The organism is Nocardioides speluncae (assembly GCF_003121585.1).
Taxonomy (GTDB): domain Bacteria; phylum Actinomycetota; class Actinomycetes; order Propionibacteriales; family Nocardioidaceae; genus Nocardioides; species Nocardioides speluncae.
On sequence record NZ_QEOO01000036.1, the window covers coordinates 116,885 to 134,832 of the forward strand.

General features: G+C 69.7%; 15 protein-coding genes. 9 read left to right on the forward strand and 6 right to left on the reverse strand.

The window, feature by feature from the left end; genetic code table 11:
- The first annotated feature begins 4 nt into the window (after positions 1-4).
- Both DDV73_RS18440 and DDV73_RS18445 read left to right on the forward strand, forming a co-directional pair.
- A complete protein-coding gene (locus DDV73_RS18440; protein ID WP_109508726.1) occupies positions 5-1,696 on the forward strand; it encodes a ribonuclease J in 1,692 nt (563 codons plus the stop codon).
- A 54-nt stretch (positions 1,697-1,750) separates the two neighbouring features.
- Entirely contained in the window at positions 1,751-2,818 is a 1,068-nt protein-coding gene (locus tag DDV73_RS18445; protein WP_109508727.1) for a hypothetical protein, read from the forward strand.
- Here DDV73_RS18445 and DDV73_RS18450 read toward each other — a convergent pair.
- Together DDV73_RS18450 and DDV73_RS18455 are read right to left on the reverse strand one after the other, a co-directional pair.
- Entirely contained in the window at positions 2,793-4,205 is a 1,413-nt protein-coding gene (locus tag DDV73_RS18450) for an MFS transporter (RefSeq protein ID WP_109508728.1), read from the reverse strand. The genes DDV73_RS18445 and DDV73_RS18450 overlap by 26 nt on opposite strands.
- A gap of 10 nt (positions 4,206-4,215) precedes the next feature.
- Positions 4,216-4,965, reverse strand: a complete 750-nt coding sequence (locus tag DDV73_RS18455) for an SDR family NAD(P)-dependent oxidoreductase (protein WP_109508729.1) — start codon at positions 4,963-4,965, stop codon at positions 4,216-4,218.
- A 150-nt stretch (positions 4,966-5,115) separates the two neighbouring features.
- Here DDV73_RS18455 and DDV73_RS18460 point away from each other — a divergent pair, with 150 nt between their 5' ends.
- The 3 genes from DDV73_RS18460 to DDV73_RS18470 all read left to right on the forward strand — a co-directional run bounded on the left by DDV73_RS18460 (position 5,116) and on the right by DDV73_RS18470 (position 7,129).
- Entirely contained in the window at positions 5,116-6,165 is a 1,050-nt protein-coding gene (locus DDV73_RS18460; RefSeq protein WP_109508730.1) for an RNA polymerase subunit sigma-70, read from the forward strand.
- Positions 6,166-6,205: 40 nt separating this feature from the next.
- The gene (locus DDV73_RS18465) at positions 6,206-6,715 is read left to right on the forward strand and encodes a hypothetical protein (protein ID WP_109508731.1); all 510 of its coding nucleotides are present in this window, start codon (positions 6,206-6,208) and stop codon (positions 6,713-6,715) included.
- An 81-nt stretch (positions 6,716-6,796) separates the two neighbouring features.
- On the forward strand, positions 6,797-7,129 hold the full coding sequence (locus DDV73_RS18470) for a cupin domain-containing protein (protein WP_109508732.1): 333 nt from the start codon (positions 6,797-6,799) through the stop codon (positions 7,127-7,129).
- Between the two features lie 9 nt (positions 7,130-7,138).
- Here the strand turns inward: DDV73_RS18470 and pdxR are convergent, their stop codons facing one another.
- Positions 7,139-8,542 (reverse strand): MocR-like pyridoxine biosynthesis transcription factor PdxR, encoded by a 1,404-nt coding sequence (gene pdxR, locus DDV73_RS18475; RefSeq protein WP_109508733.1) that lies wholly within the window; start codon positions 8,540-8,542, stop codon positions 7,139-7,141.
- Positions 8,543-8,613: 71 nt separating this feature from the next.
- Here pdxR and DDV73_RS18480 point away from each other — a divergent pair, with 71 nt between their 5' ends.
- From DDV73_RS18480 to DDV73_RS18490, 3 genes are read left to right on the forward strand one after another with little or no spacing between them, the layout of a single operon-like run.
- Positions 8,614-9,492, forward strand: a complete 879-nt coding sequence (locus DDV73_RS18480) for an NAD(P)-dependent oxidoreductase (protein WP_109508734.1) — start codon at positions 8,614-8,616, stop codon at positions 9,490-9,492.
- Positions 9,489-10,271, forward strand: coding sequence for a metallophosphoesterase (locus tag DDV73_RS18485; protein WP_109508735.1), 783 nt, complete (start codon positions 9,489-9,491; stop codon positions 10,269-10,271). Before DDV73_RS18480 ends, DDV73_RS18485 begins: the two co-directional genes overlap by 4 nt.
- Positions 10,268-11,050 carry an inositol monophosphatase family protein gene (locus DDV73_RS18490; RefSeq protein ID WP_109508736.1) on the forward strand — a complete coding sequence of 261 codons (783 nt, stop codon included), beginning with the start codon at positions 10,268-10,270 and terminating at the stop codon, positions 11,048-11,050. Before DDV73_RS18485 ends, DDV73_RS18490 begins: the two co-directional genes overlap by 4 nt.
- 25 nt (positions 11,051-11,075) lie before the next feature.
- Here DDV73_RS18490 and DDV73_RS18495 read toward each other — a convergent pair whose 3' ends face one another.
- Complete coding sequence (locus tag DDV73_RS18495; RefSeq protein ID WP_109508737.1) at positions 11,076-12,236, reverse strand: alpha/beta fold hydrolase; 1,161 nt, start codon at positions 12,234-12,236, stop codon at positions 11,076-11,078.
- 145 nt (positions 12,237-12,381) lie between these two features.
- Here DDV73_RS18495 and sph point away from each other — a divergent pair, with 145 nt between their 5' ends.
- Positions 12,382-13,359 (forward strand): sphingomyelin phosphodiesterase, encoded by a 978-nt coding sequence (gene sph / locus DDV73_RS18500; protein ID WP_109508738.1) that lies wholly within the window; start codon positions 12,382-12,384, stop codon positions 13,357-13,359.
- Between the two features lies 1 nt (position 13,360).
- Here sph and DDV73_RS18505 read toward each other — a convergent pair whose 3' ends face one another.
- On the reverse strand, positions 13,361-14,098 hold the full coding sequence (locus DDV73_RS18505) for an SDR family NAD(P)-dependent oxidoreductase (protein ID WP_109508966.1): 738 nt from the start codon (positions 14,096-14,098) through the stop codon (positions 13,361-13,363).
- A 183-nt stretch (positions 14,099-14,281) separates the two neighbouring features.
- Positions 14,282-17,704: a M4 family metallopeptidase gene (locus DDV73_RS18510; protein ID WP_161962456.1), complete on the reverse strand. Its 3,423-nt coding sequence runs from the start codon at positions 17,702-17,704 to the stop codon at positions 14,282-14,284.
- Positions 17,705-17,948 lie beyond the last annotated feature (244 nt).

Sequence of the window (17,948 nt, forward strand, 5' to 3'; positions counted from 1 at the left end):
TGTATTGAGTCATCCGCACCCCGAACTCTCCGCGCCAGCCGAGCTGCCGAAGGGGGGACTGCGGATCATCCCGTTGGGCGGCCTCGGCGAGGTCGGCCGCAACATGACGGTCTTCGAGTACGACGACCGGCTGCTGATCGTGGACTGCGGGGTCCTCTTCCCGGAGGACCATCACCCCGGAGTCGACCTGATCCTGCCCGACTTCGACGCGATCCGCGGCAAGCTCGACAAGGTCGAGGCGCTGGTCCTCACCCACGGGCACGAGGACCACATCGGCGCCACGCCGTACCTGCTCCGTGAGCGCGAGGACATCCCGCTGGTCGGCTCCGAGCTGACCCTGGCCCTGCTCGGCAGCAAGCTCCGCGAGCACCGGCTCAAGGAGACCGTGCACCACGTCGTCCGCGAGGGTGATCGGATCGCCTTCGGGCCATTCGATCTGGAGTTCGTCGCGGTCAACCACTCGATCCCCGATGCGCTGGCGGTGGCGATCCGCACCGGTGCCGGGCTGGTCCTGCACACCGGCGACTTCAAGATGGACCAGCTGCCGCTGGACAGCCGGATCACCGACCTGCGGGCGTTCGCGCGGCTCGGCGAGGAGGGCGTGGACCTGTTCATGACCGACTCGACCAACGCCGAGGTGCCCGGCTTCACGACCGCGGAGAAGGAGATCTCGCCGGTCCTCGACCGGGTCTTCCACCAGAGCAACCAGCGGATCATTGTGGCCTGCTTCGCCTCCCACGTGCACCGGGTCCAGCAGGTGCTCGACTCTGCGGTCGCCCACGACCGCAAGGCGGCGTACGTCGGCCGGTCGATGGTGCGCAACATGGCGATCGCCAAGGAGCTCGGCTACCTCAACGTGCCGGCCGGGGTACTCGTCGACGCCAAGGACCTCGCCGACCTGCCACCGGAGAAGCAGGTGCTGATCTCCACCGGCTCCCAGGGTGAGCCGCTGTCCGCGCTCAGCCGGATCGCACAGCGCAACCACAACTTCGTGCACATCGAGGAGGGCGACACCGTCGTGCTCGCCTCGTCGCTGATTCCCGGCAATGAGAACGCCGTCTACCGGGTGATCAACGGCCTGGCCCGGTGGGGTGCGAACGTGGTCCACAAGGGCAACGCACTGGTCCACGTGAGCGGCCACGCCAGCGCCGGTGAGCTGCTCTACTGCTACAACATCGTCAAGCCGCGCAACGTGCTGCCGATCCACGGCGAGATCCGGCACATGCGGGCCAACGCCGCGCTGGCCCGGGAGACCGGCGTACCGGACGAGCATGTCGTGATCGCCGAGGACGGCGTGGTCGTCGATCTGATCGACGGCAAGGCGGCCATCGCCGGCAAGGTCGACTGCGGCTACGTCTTCGTCGACGGCTCCTCGGTCGGTGACATTACCGAGACGTCGCTGAAGGACCGCCGGATCCTCGGCGAGGAGGGCTTCATCTCGGTGATCGTGGTCGTCGACTCGGTGACCGGGAAGGTGTGCGGCGGACCGGAGATCCACGCCCGCGGCTTCGCCGAGAACGACACCACCTTCGACGCGATCAAGCAGCCGATCATCGACGCCCTGGACCGTGCGGTCGCCGACGGCGTCGACGACTCCTACCAGCTGCAGCAGACGATCCGCCGCGTGGTCGGCCGCTGGGTCAGCAACACCCACCGGCGCCGCCCGATGATCATCCCGGTCGTCCTGGAGGCCTAGGGGAGGGCACCCACTCCTAGGGAATGCCGGGCGGCGGGAGGTAAGTTTCGTCGCGTGGCCGAGTCGCTGAGGGAGCTTCGGGACGCGCTGCTCCTGGCGGTGCGTGCTCCTGCGGCGTCGGCGGACGACGCCCGGACCCGGGCCCGGCGGTTCATGGAGGCGGTCGAGAAGGCGTCGCCGGACGACGCTGAGCACGCGGTTCGCGAGTACGCCGAGGTGCTCACCGACGTCGACCTCGAACGGCTGCCGTTCGCCGCGATCATCGGGGGAGCGCTGGTCGAGCGGGGTGCCGACCCGGACTGGGTCGAGCCGCGGCTGACCGGCCGGCTGGCCGTCGTACTCGAGGACGCGGTGCCGGTCGCCGACCTCGCCAACGCCCGGATCAACCGGGCCGACCCGGACGAGGACACCGACCAGATCTTCGCCGGCGTCCGCGAGGAGCTGAAGACCGCGCATCCCGACCAGCTCGCCGCGCTCGACGCCCTGGACCGGATGCTGCCGCCGTGCATGGCGATCTACCAGCGCAGCGCGCACGCCCGCCGGTACGGCGGCGGCCTGCTCGACCGGTTCGAGGCGATCGGTGACTGGAGCGAGACCGCGCACTGGATGTCCCGGCTGCTGAAGGTCCTCGACAACGAGCCGTTCGTGGCGATCGAGCCCGCCACCGGGCTGGGCATCGAGGGCCGCCTCAACGGAGTCTCCGACAACTTCCAGCTGCACACGCTGCTGATGGACGCGTTCCCGCTGGCCAACGGCTCCGTACCGCCACGCCTGAGTCCGTCGGTCGCCGCCACGGCGTGGGGCGTGGGCGAGGTCGACGCCGGCGTTGAGGTGGTCGGTACCTGGAACCTGCACTCCGCCGCCGCCCTCACCAGTGAAGGCCGGGTCCCGTCCGGGGTCGAGGGAATGAGCACCTGGATCTGGAACGAGGGCACGCCCGCCGACATCCCGCCGCTGGACGGCTACCGGGTGGTCCTCCTCGGCCCCGCGTCGTACGAACGGCTCTGGCCGGCCCGCCGGATGTTCGCCAACCTGCGGGCCGAGCTCGGCGCCCGGGAGCTGGCGTACGACGAGATCTCGGGCTGGCTGGGCCGGATCATCGCGACACGGCGTCCCTCGTAGGCAGGGCGTCGGTGACGCGAGCCTCTCGGGGAAAGCCCAGGAGTGCGGTGACGGCTCCCAAGGTCGCGATGGTGAAGATCACCCAGATGGCGGCGTGGAGACCGTCGAGACCGGTCTGGGCGATCAGCACAGTCGACACGGCCGCCACCCCGACCGCTCCGCCGATCTCGCGGGAGGTCTCCACCAGCCCGGATGCGAGTCCGGTCATCGCGCCGTCGACTCCGGCCAAGGCGCCGATCTGCGCCGCGGGGGCAGCAGCTCCCACGGCGATTCCGGCCAACAGGAAGGCAGGGAGCAGGTCGGCGGCGTACCCGGCGTCGGCGGGGACGCGGGCGAGCAGGACCATCGCGGTCGCCAGGAGCGTGAGCCCGCCGACCAGCACCCGACGCACGCCCCAGGCTTCGGCGAGCTTCCCGCCGGTGATCGCCGCTGCGAAGAACGAGATTCCGGACGTGGCCACCCAGGCGACACCGGTGCGGGTGGGTGAGTAGGCGAGGACCTGTTGCATCAGCAGCGTGCCGACGAAGATGAGGGCGAAGAACGCTCCGAAGGTGAAGAACGCCGAGAGGTTCGCCGCAAGGAGTGTCCGGTTCCGTACGGCGGTCGCAGGGACGAGCGGCGACCGGGACCTGATCTCCACGACGACGAAGGCGACCAGCAGGGCTGCTGAACCTGCGAACAGACCGGCTGTCGAGGTCGAAGCCCAGCCGTGCTCGGCTCCCCTGCTCAAGCCGTAGACGAGGAGGAGCAGCCCACCGGTCACGGTGACGGCGCCGGCGACGTCGAACGGCTCCCGGGTGCGTGAGGGCGTGTCCATCGGGAGAGATCGCAAGGCCGTCGCCACGAGGGCAACTCCGATAGGGACGTTGATCAGGAAGATCCAGCGCCATCCGGGTCCGTCGGTCAGCAAGCCGCTCGCAATCACGCCGACCGTTGCAGAGATGCCGGCGACGGCGCCGTACAGGCCGAGAGCCCGGTTCCGCTCGGCGCCCTCGTCGAACGTCACGGCGAGAATCGACAGCGCTGCGGGGGGAATCATGGCCGCCCCGAACCCTTGGAGCGCGCGGGCACCGACCAGGAGCTCGGCCTGCCCGGCTGTCCCAGCGAGGAGTGACGCGCCAGTGAAGATCGTGAGGCCGGCGACGAGGATGCGGCGACGGCCGAGATGGTCGGCGAGCCGGCCGCCCAGCAGAAGGAAGCCGCCGAGCGTGAGACCGTACGCGACAACGACCCACTGCAGGCCGCTTTGGGTGAACCCCAGGTCTGCCCGGATGGTCGGGAGCGCGACGTTCACGATCGCGATATCGAGTACGACGATGAACTGAGCCGCGCAGGTGAGCGCCAGAAGGAGGCCCTTGTGGGTCGCGACGGGGGTGGTCTGGGTCATCAGAGATCTCCTAGTCGTCCGTGCTGCCGAGGGTGAGATTGATGGTGGTGCCGGTGAGGCCGCTGCCACGGTCGGAGGCCACGAACGCCGCAGTGGAGGCCATCTCGTCGAGGGTCATGAGGCGGTGCGGATGCGTTCGGCTGGCTAGGAGCTCCTGCCACTGCTCCCAGGTCACGCCAGTTGCCTTCGCGCGCGGCTCGAACGCCCGCTTGATCGTGCTGCTCTCCGGCATCCCTTGTGGCCGGAGTCCGACGACGCGAACACCGTGCTGGGCGAGTTCCGCCGACAGGTGGCGAGTGAGCGCCTCCTTGGCGGCCTGTGCGGGTCCGTACCCACCGACCAGCGGTACGCCGATGCGCGAGTGCAGCGCGGAGACGGTCATGATCACGCCGGACTTCTGCTTGACCATCCGTCGCGCCGCAAGGCGGGCCGTGAGGAAGTACGACGTCACGTAGTTCGTCAGCGGGGTGCTGAATCCGTCGACGTCGAGGTCGGTCAACGGGACGCCGAGAACCTCCTGGTCGTGCAGACCGACGGCATTGAAGGAGATGTCCACGCGACCGTGCTCGTCAACCACCGTCTCGAGGTGCGCGTCGATCGACCGTTCGTCGAGCGCATCGACGACCGCAGTCACCGATCCTTCGCGGCGCCCGGTTACGTGAACGATCGCTCCCTCGTCGGCGAAGGCACGAGCCACCGCGCCGCCGATGGAACCGCCGCCGCCGTAGATCACCGCCACCTTGTCCTCCAACAACCTCACCGGTTTCCTCGCTTTCGTGGGTCGACAAGCCGTCAATCGATACAGAGGCCGGGTGGTCCGGAAACTGGGCGGCGACCGACCGCCCAGTTTCTGTCCGCCCCGGAGTCGACCTAGGTGACGCGCACGAACGACGACAGGAGACTCGGAGTCATGACCGCAGCCGCGACGCTGATAGAGCGTGCCCAGACCGGTGACGGCGAGGCGTTCGGGGAGCTCACCGAGCCGTTCCGCCGCGAACTGCAGGTGCACTGCTACCGGATGCTCGGGTCGCTGCAGGATGCCGAGGACGCGGTCCAGGACACGCTGGTCGCCGCGTGGCAGGCGTTGGCCGACTTCGAGGGGCGCTCGTCGGTGCGCACCTGGCTCTACCGAATCGCGACCAACCGCTGCCTCACGCTCCGGCGTGCCGCCAGTCGGCGTCCAGCAAAGGAGTGGAACGTGCCGAGCGTCGTACCGCCCGAACCGACAAGCTATGGCGAGGTCCCGTGGCTCGAGCCGTACCCGGACAGCCTCCTGGATGGCGCCCTTGCAGGCCCCTTGGGCCCGGAGGCGCGCTACGAACAGGCCGAAGCCGTCTCTCTCGCATTCATCACCGCGCTCCAGGCGCTGCCGCCCCGCCAGCTGGCTGTCCTCATCCTGCGCGATGTCCTTGGCCTTCGCGCGAAGGAGACTGCCGAGATCCTGGATGCCACCGTCGATACGGTGAACAGCCTTCTGAAACGGGCGCGTTCTGCCCTCGGGTCGCATCGAGCGGCTGGGACGACCATGCCGCCGGCCTCGGTGGCGACAGGCGCGGAGGAAGCGATCGTGCGGCGGTTCGTGGATGCCTACCAGGCAGCGGACCTGGACCGCGTCGTCGCCCTCCTCACCGACGACGTGTTCATCTCCATGCCTCCGATGCCCTTCGAGTACCAGGGCAGAGACACCGTGGCGCGGTTCCTGTCGAGCATCTTCGACGCCGGCCGGCGGTTCGACCTGGTCGCGACGCGGGCGAACAGACAGCCGGCCTTCGGCGCCTACGTCCGTTCCCCGAACGGGATCTCTCACGGGGCCGGGATCTATGTGCTCACCCTCAACCCCAGCGGAAACGCCATCGCGGCCCTCACCCGATTCGAGAACACGCTGCTCCCGTGGTTCGGCCTACCGCGCACGTTGAGCGGGTTCCCAGATCCGAGCGCGGCTCCGAAGACGCGCCACTGATCGCCGGTATCAGCAGGCGCGCCGGCACCCTCCTACTGGCATGGACAACAACTGGGCAGGGCTGGTGCCGCGGGCGGTACGCCGTGACCTCGAGCGCGCCCGGTACGTCCTCGCCCATGACCAGCGGCTGACCGCGGAGCGGCGCGAGGCGCTGGCCGGGCACGTGCGCTGGATGCTCCGGCTGGTCGCGACCGGCGATGCCCAGCTGGCCGCCGCGGTACGCCGTACCGCCGAGGCCGCGAGTGCCGTCGGCGCCTGCCACGAAGGCACGCCGCGCCGCGACGCGGTCGTCGCGATCACCGAGCTGTGCGACCTGCTCGATCGGCGCCGGGTCGTCGCCGCTACTGCCGCGCTGCCGACCGTGGCCCGCCAGGTGCACTGGCTGGTCGACGGGATGAGCGCCGCGGACTGCGAGCACATCACCCGGGCCCTGGTCCCGAGCCGCCGCAAGCCGCTGCTCCGCCCGCTCGCCGTCGCGTACCGGCGCCGCAAGCAGCTGCTCTGGGGGACCAGCCACGCCCCCGACGTGCTGCCTGCCCTCGCCGGCTGAGCGCAGCGCCGGCCACCGACACCGGGTAGCTCAGCCCGGATCCAGTTGCCGCAGCGGAGCGGCGCCGCCAGAGTTCTCCGCGTGGAGATCATCGAGCGAGCCGGCCGCTGGGCCGAGCCCGACAGCACCGGGGCGACGTACGTCGAGCACTGGGCGACCCCTGACCTCAGCGTGGGCACCTACTCGCTGCGCGCCGGGGCGGCCGACCCGCAGAGCCCGCACACCGAGGACGAGGTGTACGTCGTTACCGGCGGGCGTGGGCGGTTCACCAGTGACGGGCGAACGGTCGACGTCGCTGCCGGGACCGTGCTCTTCGTCGGCGCCGGTGAGGTGCACCGCTTCCATGACATCGTCGAGGATCTGGCCGTGCTGGTCTTCTTCGGGCCGGCATACGGGTCTCGCGCCGCGGACTGACCTCGCGGTCTAGTGGTAGAACTCGGTGAGGACCGCGACCAGCGTGTCGAGGGCGGGCCGGTAGCCGGAGTCGGACGGTGCGGCGAAGCCGACGAGCAGGCCAGAAGGCCGCGGGTGGGTATGGTCGTCGTACAGCTCGCTGAGGCCACGCAGAGCCAGTCCGCGCGTGGCCGCGGCTGCCAGCACCTCCGCCTCCGGGGGTCCTCCGGCCGGCAGAGCCAACAGGGTGTGCAGGCCGGCCGGTACGCCTTTCGCCGTGACTGCAGATAGCGCACCGAGTCGCTCGAGCAGCATCTCGCGCCGACGGCGATAGCGCAGGCGGCTGGCCCGGATGTGGCGGTCGTAGGCGTGGCTGGTGATCAGGTCGGCGAGCACCAGCTGGCCGAGAGTCTCGGTGAACTGGTCGTCGTCGGCCTTCGCCCGTACGACGGGCCCGACCAGCGCCTGCGGCAGCACCATCCAGGCAAGTCGCAGGCCCGGCCCGAGACTCTTCGACGCCGTACCGCAGTAGGCGACGTGCTCGGACGCCATGCCCTGCAGTGCGCCGACCGGCCGGCGGTCGTAGCGGTACTCGCCGTCGTAGTCGTCCTCGAGAACCAGCCCGCCGGTCGCCCGCGCCCACCGGGCCACCTGCTGACGGCGCGACGGGTGCAGTGGCACACCAACCGGATACTGATGCGACGGCGTGAGCAGGGCCGCCGAGACCGCGGCGCCGAGTGTTTCCACCACTGCTCCGTCGTCGTCGACGGGCAGCGGCACGGTCCGCAGCCCGCTGCGCCGGACGACGCTGCGGAAGGCATCGTGGCTGGGCTCCTCGATGGCGATGGTTCGCGCCCCAGCCGCTGTGAGCGCCATGCCCAGCAGTTGCAGCGACTGGAAGTAGCCGGAGGTGATCACCACTCGGTCCGGCCCGGCGATCACGCCGCGGGTCCTGCCGAGGTAGTCGGCGATCGCCGTGCGTAGCTCGATCCGGCCCTGCGGGTCTCCTGGTCCGAACACGTCCGGGCGCGCGGCGGACAGCACTCGGCGGGTCGCGGTGAGCCAGGCACGGACGGGGAATGCGCTGAGGTCGGGCCTACCGGGGCGCAGGTCGTGGGTCGGCGCGAGGTCGCCGCCACCGGCGGACACCGGCCCGGGCAGGTTGGGCGGCAGCGCTGCGACGGTGGTCCCGGACCCAGCACGAGCGGTGAGGTATCCCTCCGCAGCCAGCTGGTCGTACGCCGCCGTCACGGTGCCGCGGGCCACGCCGAGCTGGTGCGCAAGGACGCGAGTGGAGGGCAGCGCCGTGCCTCGGGCGAGCCGTCCGGCGCGGATCGCGTCCCGGATCGCGGCCTCGAGCGCGGACCGCCGACCGCGCACGGAGGCGACGTCCAGGTGCAGGTCGATCCCAAAATCGGACCAAGAACTTGGCATAGAACTGGACCTTAACCTGGTCCGATCTGAAGCCTAGATTCTCGACATCGACGAGAGGATGGGTTCCAAGGATGGGCAACGAGAAGGTAGCGGTCATCGGGCTCGGGGCAATGGGCGAGCCGATCACTCGCAGGCTGCTGGCCACCGGGCGGGAGCTGACGGTCTGGAACAGGTCGCCGGCGCCTGTCGCCAGGCTGGCGCGAGCGGGTGCGGCCGCGGCTGCGTCGCCGGCAGCCGCGGCCGCCTCCGCGGACATCGTGATCGTGATGGTCTCGGACTCGGTGGCGCTGCGTGCAGTGACTGCCGGCCCCACGGGACTACTGGCCGGCCTCCGGCCTGGTGCCGTGGTGGTGCAGATGTCGACGGTCGCGCCGACCGACGTCGTGCGCCTGGGCGAGGAGCTCCCGGCCGGCTCCGAGCTGCTGGACGCTCCGGTCCTCGGCAGTATCGGTGAAGCACGCGACGGCACCCTCACCATCTTTGCGGGCGGCGCTACCTCGGTCGTGGAACGCACCCGCACGGTGCTGGCTCACCTGGGCGAGGCACTGCATGTCGGCCCGCTCGGTGCAGGTACCGCTGCGAAGCTGGTCGCCAACCAGTCGCTGCTCGGCGTACTTGGTGTGCTCGGCGAGTCACTCGCTCTGGCAGGCACTTTGGGGTTGTCGCCGGACGCGGCGTACGACGTCTTGGACCGCACTCCGCTCGCAGCCCAGGCTCACCGCCGCCGCCTGTCGATCGAGGAGGACGTCTACCCGCCGCGGTTCCGGCTGGCCCTGGCCCGCAAGGACGCCGACCTGATCGTCGGGGTCGCACGACGAGGCCGGCTGCGACTGGCCGAGGCAGTGGCGAGCTGGCTGGCCGAGGCAGAAGCGGCCGGCCGTGGCAGCCAGGACTACACCGCGCTGCTCGCACACATCGCCGAGCCTGCGGTGAGCGGAGGCTCGCGATGATCGTGGTTGCCCACCTCAGCGACATCCACATCGACGCCGGACAACGCAGTGTGGATCGCGCTCGTGCCGTCATGGACTACCTGGAACACCTGCCTCACGACCTGGACGCCGTGGTGGTGACCGGCGACATCGCGGACCACGGCCTGCCCGACGAGTATGAGACCGCCGCGCAGCTACTGACCTCACGGCACCCGGTGCTGGTCTGCCCCGGCAACCACGACGCCCGTGCCCCCTTCCGCCGGCACCTGCTGGGCGTACCGCCGTCGGACGAGCCGGTGAACACGCTGTACCGAGGCAGCGGCTTCACGATCGCGTTGTGCGACTCGTCCATACCCGGTCGGGACGACGGTCGCTTGGACGACAGCACGATCGCCTGGCTGGACGGCGGTCTCGAGGAGGTGCCGGCCGACGAGCCGGTGCTGGTCGGCTTCCACCACCCGCCGGCCGAGCTGCACGAGCCGTTCGTCGACAGCATCCGGCAGTTCGACACCGAGCCGCTCGCCGCACTGGTCAAGCGTCGTCCGAACATCGTGGCGCTCCTGTGCGGTCACGCGCATACGGCGGCCGCCACCAGCTTCGCCGATCGCCCGATGCTGGTCGCCCCCGGCGTTGTCTCGACCCTGCGACTACCGTGGGAGCGCGCAACCGCCGAGACCCCGTTGGCCTCCCACGACGACCCTCCGTCGCTGTCGTTCCACGTGCTCGCCGACGGCCGCATCACCACTCATCATCGGAGCGTCATGACCAACCTTCCAGTGCCTCGCGAGCGAGAGTCGTGAGGGACGCCGGAGACGACCTCGAGCTCGCATTCGAGGCCTCCGATCAGGCAGCGGAGCTCGCTCTCGCGCACTTCACGTCCGGTGTCTCGGTCACCGAGAAGGCTGACGGCAGCCCGGTTACCGAAGCCGACCGAGCGGTTGAGCGGCTGCTGCGGGAGGCGTTGTCCGAGGCGCGACCCGATGACGCGCTACTCGGCGAGGAGCTTGGCGCCCTCGGTGAGTCCGATCGGGTCTGGATCCTCGACCCGATCGACGGCACCGGCTTCTTCGCTGGCGGTGATCCGAACTGGAGGATCCACGTCGCGCTCGAGGTCGACGGGGACACCGAGCTCGCAGTCGTCACCTCGCCTGCGCTGCGACGCTGCTGGTGGGCGACGCGAGGTGGCGGCTCCTTCGAATGCTCCTGGCCGCGCCAGGACGACCAGACACGGCGCCTCGAGGTGAGCACGACCTCGGCACTCGAAGGCGCCCTCCTCGATGCGCTCGACGACGAGTCCAGAGCTCGCCTCCCACACACCGCGACCCGCCCAGCGACAAGCCCATTGCCGCTGGTCGAGCTTGTTCGTGGGGAGATCGACGCCTTCCTGGTCGAGCGCTTCCACAAATGGGATCACGCGCCGTGGGTTCTCCTCGTCGAGGAGGCCGGCGGCCGCTTCACCGACCGGGCAGGCGGCCGGTCCAGCGACCAGGGCGGCGGGCTGTACTCGAACGCCAGCCTCCACAGCCGACTACTCGCCACGCTGAACTACCCGGTTCCACGAACGAGTCGTCGGCCGTGAGACGCGGTGGCTGGTCGGCCTGACCTCAGCAGTTGCCCGAGGTTGGCTTTCCGGCGAGCCGGTCGGCCACCCAGCTGGTGACCTGCGGACTCATCACGGCCGCAGTGAACGCGTGCGCGCCGGTGTTGGTGCGCCAGTAGGTCACGTTGCCGCCGCGACCGCACCACGCCGTACGCAGGCTGTCGCTCGTCGCGATCGGGATGATCTCGTCGCCCTGCGAGTGGTAGAGGAGGGTCGGCGCCTTCGGCTTGATCTTGCCGAGGTCCTGCTCGGCCACGCGGGCCGCCCAGTCCGGCCGGTTCATCAGACCGGGGGAGGTGGTGTAGGAGTCCATCGACTGGCCGGCGTACTTCTCGAAGTCGGCGGTGCAGTCGTCGGCGATGTCGGCCGCCGCGGCCGTCCCGGCCGCGTTGAGGTCGTCGGCCAGGTCCAGCTCGGGGTACGCCGCGTCCAGGCCGACGCCGGCGGCGAAGACGAAGCCGGCCTCCGCGTCGCCGTTGTTGTACTCGGCGACCGCGCGCAGATCCGACGGCGGAGCGCCGGCGGCGAACGCCTTGATGTTGAGCTCCGGTGCGTACGACGCCGCCAGCTCGGCCGCCCAACCGGCGGTCTGCCCGCCCTGCGAGTAGCCGACCACGCCGACCGGCGCGTTGTTGCCCAGCCCGGAACCGGTGACGCGCTGCGCGGCCCGTACCGCGTCGAGTACGGCGTGGCCCTGGGAGCGCCCGACCGAGTAGGTGTGCGGGCCGGGTGCGCCGAGGCCCTCGTAGTCGGTGACCACGACCGCGAACCCCTTGCGGGCGTACTGGTGCATCAGCAGGCCCTCGTTCTCGTCGCCGGCGCGCAGGTGCCGCGACGGCGCGCACGGGTCGCCGAGGCCATGGGTGCCCGGCGCGTAGCCGACGATCGGGGTAGACGCTGTGGAGCCGTTGGGCACGACCAAGGTGCCGGTGACGGTGTTGCTGGTGCCGGTGGCGGAGGTCGAGCGGTAGGTGAGCTGCCAGACCTTGGCGTACTCGAAGCCGGGCGCCCAGATGCGGGACGCCGAGACGACGTCGCCGGGTGCCGCGAAGGCGGGGCCGGACGGAGCGGATGCTGCAGCTGTGGCTGGTGTGGCAGCGGCGAGGGCGAGACCGGCCGTGGCGATAGCGGCCGACCGGAACGAGGACCTGAGAGAACCGAACATGGGCACTCCTCGAAGGGAAGTCGGGCCTGCGGGGGTGCGGCCCGCTCTTGACCATCTTTGTGGCCCAGGTCACATCTGGGCAAGGGTCCAGGGCATCCGACTTGGTCTATTGACCGGACAAAGTGAAGTCCGTCACCCTGACCCCATGACGATCTCGCTGTCCCTCCGTGCCGGACTGCTCACGGCTGCCCTCGCCCTGTCTTCGGCGGCCGCTGCGCCGGCAGCGACTGCGTCCGGCCCGTCGGCTGTCGCGGCGCCGCGGATCGCGTCGTACAACGTGTTCATGCTGGCCCGCTCGCTCTACCCCAACTGGGGTCAGCTGACCCGCGCCGACCTGATCGACCGGGAGCGGGTGCTGGACGGTCAGGACGTGGTGGTGCTGCAGGAGCTGTTCGACAACGAGGCCGGCAACCGCCTGCTCGCGAACCTCAAGGACACCTACCCGAACCAGACCCCGGTCGTCGGCCGCTCGCGGAGTGGCTGGGACCAGACGCTGGGGGAGTACTCCGGCGCCGCCCCGGAGGACGGCGGCACCGCGATCGTCAGCCGCTGGCCGATCGTGCGCAAGATTCAGCACATCTACACCGAGGCGTGCGGGGTCGAGGAGTTCTCCAACAAGGGCTTCGCGTACGTCGAGCTCAGGTCGCCTGACGGGCCGGTCCATGTGATCGGCACCCACGCGCAGGCGACCGACTCGACCTGTGACCTGGCGCCGGCGGAGGTCCGGTCGATCCAGTTCGGCGAGATCGCGGACTTCATCGCGGCCCGGGGCATCCCCGCCAGCCAGCCCCTGTACGTCGTCGGCGACCTCAACGTCGACCGCTACACCCCTGAGTACGCGGACATGCTCGACCGGCTGGACGCGGTCGGTCCGACGCACACTGGCCACAGCCACTCCTGGGACTGCGACGACAACAGTGTGTGTCGCGACCAGTACGGCACCGGCTGGCGGTCCGAGCACCTCGACTACGTGCTGCCGATCGCCGGCCACCCGGCGCCCGCGACGTACGTCAACGAGACCCGGCGGGTGAAGAGCTCGGTCTGGAAGGTGACGTCGTGGTGGACGACGTACTCCTACAACGACTACTCGGACCACTACCCGGTCTTCGGGTACGCCTCCTAGGTCAGAGGCGGGCCAGCACCATGCCGCCGTGGATGCCGACCACCTGACCGGTGGTGAAGCCGGCCTCGGCCGAGGCCAGGTGGGCGACGAGGGCGGCGATCTCGGCGGGCGTGCCGGGGCGGCCGACCGGCGTCTTCGAGACACGATCGGCGATCAGGGCGTCGGTACGCCGGCTGTCCCAGAAGCCGGTCTCCGGTACGAAACCTGGCGCGACCGCATTGACTGTGATCCCCTCGGGCGCGAGCTGTCCTGCGAGATCGGTGACCCAGTTGTTGACCGCAGCCTTGGCTGCGCCGTACGAGCCGGCGCCCTTGAGGGAGGCCACCGAGCTCACCGCGACGATTCGGCCGCCCGGCCGGGTGAGTCGGGGGAGTAGTGCTTCGGTCAGCAGCACCGCGGAGACGACGTTGAGGCGGTAGGTCTCGATCCACCGCCGCGCTGTGCCGGCGAGGGACTCATCGTCGACGGTGACGCTTCCACCGGCGTTGTGGACGAGTACGTCGACGTGGTCAGGCAGCCCGTCCGCGAGTGCGGTCACGTCGGCCACCGAGGTGACGTCGGCAGGCCAGGTGAAGACCCGGTCGGCGCCGACCTGGGCGTTGATCTCCTTCGCCGCCTCGTCGAGCACATCGGCCCGCCGGCCGACGATGACGACCCGGTCGCCGTCGCTCGCCATCCGCTCCGCGATCGCCCGTCCGATCCCCGTCCCGCCACCGGTCACCACTGCCAGTCGTGTCACGGCAGCGAACCTATCGCCCGGTTGGTCGAGCAGGTTGCGCAGCAACCGTCGTCGAGACCACCACCTCGCTGCTCGACCACCCAGAAAAGGCGGAAGCCCCCGCCGGATCGCTCCGGCGGGGGCTTCGTGCCTTGGTTTCGAGATGGTCGCTAGCGCGACCTCCTCAACCAGCGGCTGTTGGTGTTACCTGGTGACCTTGATGGTGACCGAACCCTGGCTGGCTGCCACGGTGGTCGATCCGGCGTACTTCACGGTCAGCTTGTGTGAGCCGACGCTGAGCGAGCCAGTGCCGACGGTGATCTTCACGGTGCCGCCGACCAGCTTGCCGGAGGCGAGCAGGCGGGTGCCCTTGAAGATCTTGACCGAGCCGGTCGGGGTCACGCCGGTCGCGGTGACCTTGGCGGTCACCACGAACTTGTTGCCCTTCTTGACCGACGTCGGCTTCACCGTCGCCGTGGTCTTGGACGTCGCCTTGACCACGGTCGCCTTGGCGGTGCCGGTAGCGGCGTCGTAGTTGGCGTCGCCGCTGTAGTTGAGGGTCAGCGTGTTGGTGCCGACCGCCAGCGTCTTGGGCAGGGTGAGCGAGCCGGTGCCGGTCGCCGAGAGGGTGACCGTGCCGAGCGTGCTGCTGCCCTTCTTGACCACGACCGTGCCGGACGGCACGTCGCTGCCGGACGGGCCGGCGACCTTGACGTTCAGCTTCGACGCGGTGCCGAACTTCGACGGCTCCGGGACGTGCGTGCCCGTCACGGTCGCGGCGATCTCGCAGAGCGCGATCTTGATGTCGTCGACATACCAGCCGTCGTTGCCACCACAGCCGTCGCGACCCACAGCAAGCCGGAGCTTGATGGTGTCGCCCGCCGCCACGCCAGCCGCGGCGAGGTCGATCTGCGACTCGCCCCAGCTGCCGGTGACCTTGCCGCCGTCGGTGCCGGTGAAGCCGTCCTGGCCGGCCAGCGGGTTGGTGTTGCCCCCCGCCGCCGAGGTGAACTTGCCCGGCTCGTTGAAGAGGTACGCCGCCGCCGGGACGGTCGCGAACGCGCCACCGTTCTTGCTGATCTGCACGGTGCCGCCGTCGAACCCGAGCTCGGTGGCGACGTAGTGGCGGAACGACAGACGCGGGTTCATGCCCTCGGCCGTGCCGACCACGATGTCACCGCTCGTCAGGTAGTTGACGCTGGAGAAGTCGGACGTGCTGCCGTCGCACTGACCGAAGTCCGGGGCCGGGCCCTGGGCGCCGATCGTGTTGTTCGTGCCCGGCATCTCCGAGTCGGTCTTCCAGTCCTTGGTCGGGCCGCCGAACGGGTTCTCACCCGAGGTGGTCCAGCCGGTCAGACCGTCTTCGAAGTCCTCCTCGTAGACGACGTCCTCAGCGGTGCCCGGGCCGCAGAGCGCCGGGGCGTTCGGGTCGAGCAGCGGCTGGTAGTTGCACTGCGCCGGGTCCTTGCGGAGCTCCACGGCCTTGGCCATCTGCTCGACCGCCGCGCAGTCCGCCGCGCCGATCTTCAGCTGCGACGGCTGGTAGGTGTTCGGCTCGGTGGTCGGCTCGTTGATCCGCTTGCCGGTCAGGTCCGCACACGAGGCCGCAAGCGCGTCCGCGTGGTCGGCGAAGCCGCTGGCCGGGGTCTGGTACTCGTTCTGCGCGCGCCAGTAGATCGCGGCAGCCTTGGTGAAGCCGACCGCCGGAACCGTGATGCCGTTGTAGGTACCGCCGTCGACCAGCAGGGCGTAGCCGTGGTTCGGCACACCCGAGTTGCTGTGTACGCCGCCCGCGTCGCCGGTGCCGCAGAAGTACTCCGCGTCGCTGACCTTTCCGGGGTGGCCGTAGCAGGTCGGGTTCCACATATCGCGGATCGCGCCGCCGAAGGCGTCGGACTTCTCACCCATCAGCCAGCGGAAGGAGTCGACCCGGTCACCGCTGGCGTCCTTCATGGTCACGTTGACCGTCCCGGTGGCCGTGTTGATGGCCTCCCAGTCGGTCCGGTTGATCATGACCGTCGAAATGGTCGGGTCCGGCTGCGCATCGCCCGACATCGGGAACACCGCGGGGTCACGGTTGGCGATGACGACAGCGATGGCGCCGGCGGCCTGGCCGTTGCGGGCCTTGACCTCGAAGCCACACAGGCCGCGGTTGAGGAGCACGACCTTGCCGGCGACGTCAGCTGCGTTGGTGAGCGGGCTGCAGCCGTCGAACGTGCTGCCCTCGAGGTCGAACGGGTTGGGGTCGCCGTCGCCGTCCTCGTCGGCGTCCAGTCCCTTGACCAGATCACCGGTCACGCCGGTGCCGGTGAGCTGCGGACCGAAGGCGGCACCAGCGGTGTCGCAGTCACGGGCGATCGGGGCCGGGCTGTTGATCGTGAGCAGCGGTGTGGCGGGGGAGTGCGTCGAGCACTGGCCGGCCGGGCGCTTGGCGTTGATGTCGCCCTCGCCCTCGTCGAGCCGGCCGTTGAGGAGGTCGACGGTCTCGCCCCAGATGTCGGAGTAGGCCTCGTTGAGGGCACCCGGCTGGTACTGGTAGATCAGGCCGTGGGTGTACTCGGTGTACGCGTGACCCCACTCGTGGGCAACCACGTCGTCGGAGGAGACGCCGTCACAGTAGTTCGTGGTGACACCGTTCCAGTTGGCGTTCGGGCAGCTGATGGTTGGGTCGTTGTTGACCGTCAGCATCGTGGTGCCGTCGCCGGTGTAGGAGTCCCGGTTGAAGGTGTTCTTGAAGAACCAGTAGGAGTCGCCGGTGGAGCGGACCAGACTCTCTTGGTCGGCGTTCAGCGTCCCGGGAAGCGGGTCGCCCTCCTCCCAGACCGGCTCGGTCTCGCGGCTCACCTCGTAGAGCTTGCGGTCGAGCTCGTTGTGGATCATGGAGTACCGGTTGACCACCTTGCCGCTGTCCGCGGCAACCAGCACGACGTCGCGGATGTTGCGCTCGTTGGTGACCTCGACCTGGTAGACCAGGCCGGTCTTGCCGCCGGCCTGTCCCTTGATCAGGCCGGTGCGGTAGACGTACAGCTCGGTCGCCTTCGCCTTCAGGCCGGAGGTGTTGACCTTGCCGCGGTCCTGGCTGTCCGGCGGGTCCGCCTTGACCATGCGTACGGCGCGCTCGCCGGCCTCGGTCTCCGAGAGCCGCGGCGTGGTGTCGAGCCCGCTGACGGGAGCCGCCTCACCGTTGACGCTGGTCAGCTGGCCGTCGGCGTCGACGTGGGCGCGCAGCTGGGTGCCCCACACGGGGATGCCCTTGTAGGACTGCGCGAAGCTCACCGTCCAGCCGTGCCCGTTCTTGCGCACCGACTGCTGGCTCAGCTGGTCCGCCTTGGCGCCGAACGCCGCGGCGTACTTGCGGACGTAGCTGGTGGCCTTCGCGACCGGGTCGCCCTTGCCGGCCTTGCTCGGCATCAGGTCCGAGTTCTCCGCGCTGGCGCGGACGAAGGTGATTCGCCCGGTGGCCTTCTCGGAGCTGATCTTGACCGCGCCGTCGGCCTCTTCGCGGATCTGCGCGACGAGACTGTCATCCGCAGCCGGGGCTCCGGACTGCGCGGTTGCTTGCAATGCGGGCACGGCTGCTAAGCCGCCCAGCAAAGCGAGGCAGACGCCTTGCTTGAGGAACTTCACGGTGCTTCCTCCACTTTCCACGGTGAGTCGGCCGCCGGTTCTTGGGTGGTGGTGCAGGGTGACCAGCGGACACTGGGTCAACCTAGGCTGCACGTAACGGACAGGTCCAGGGTTCAGATCGGATTTCCTCGGGTATCTGGACAGACCCATCACCTGTGCGGATTCCTTACCGTGGAGCGAGAGACCTTCCTATTCGCCCGCCGATTGGAGACCGCCGTGCGACACGCTCCTGTGAAGCGTGATG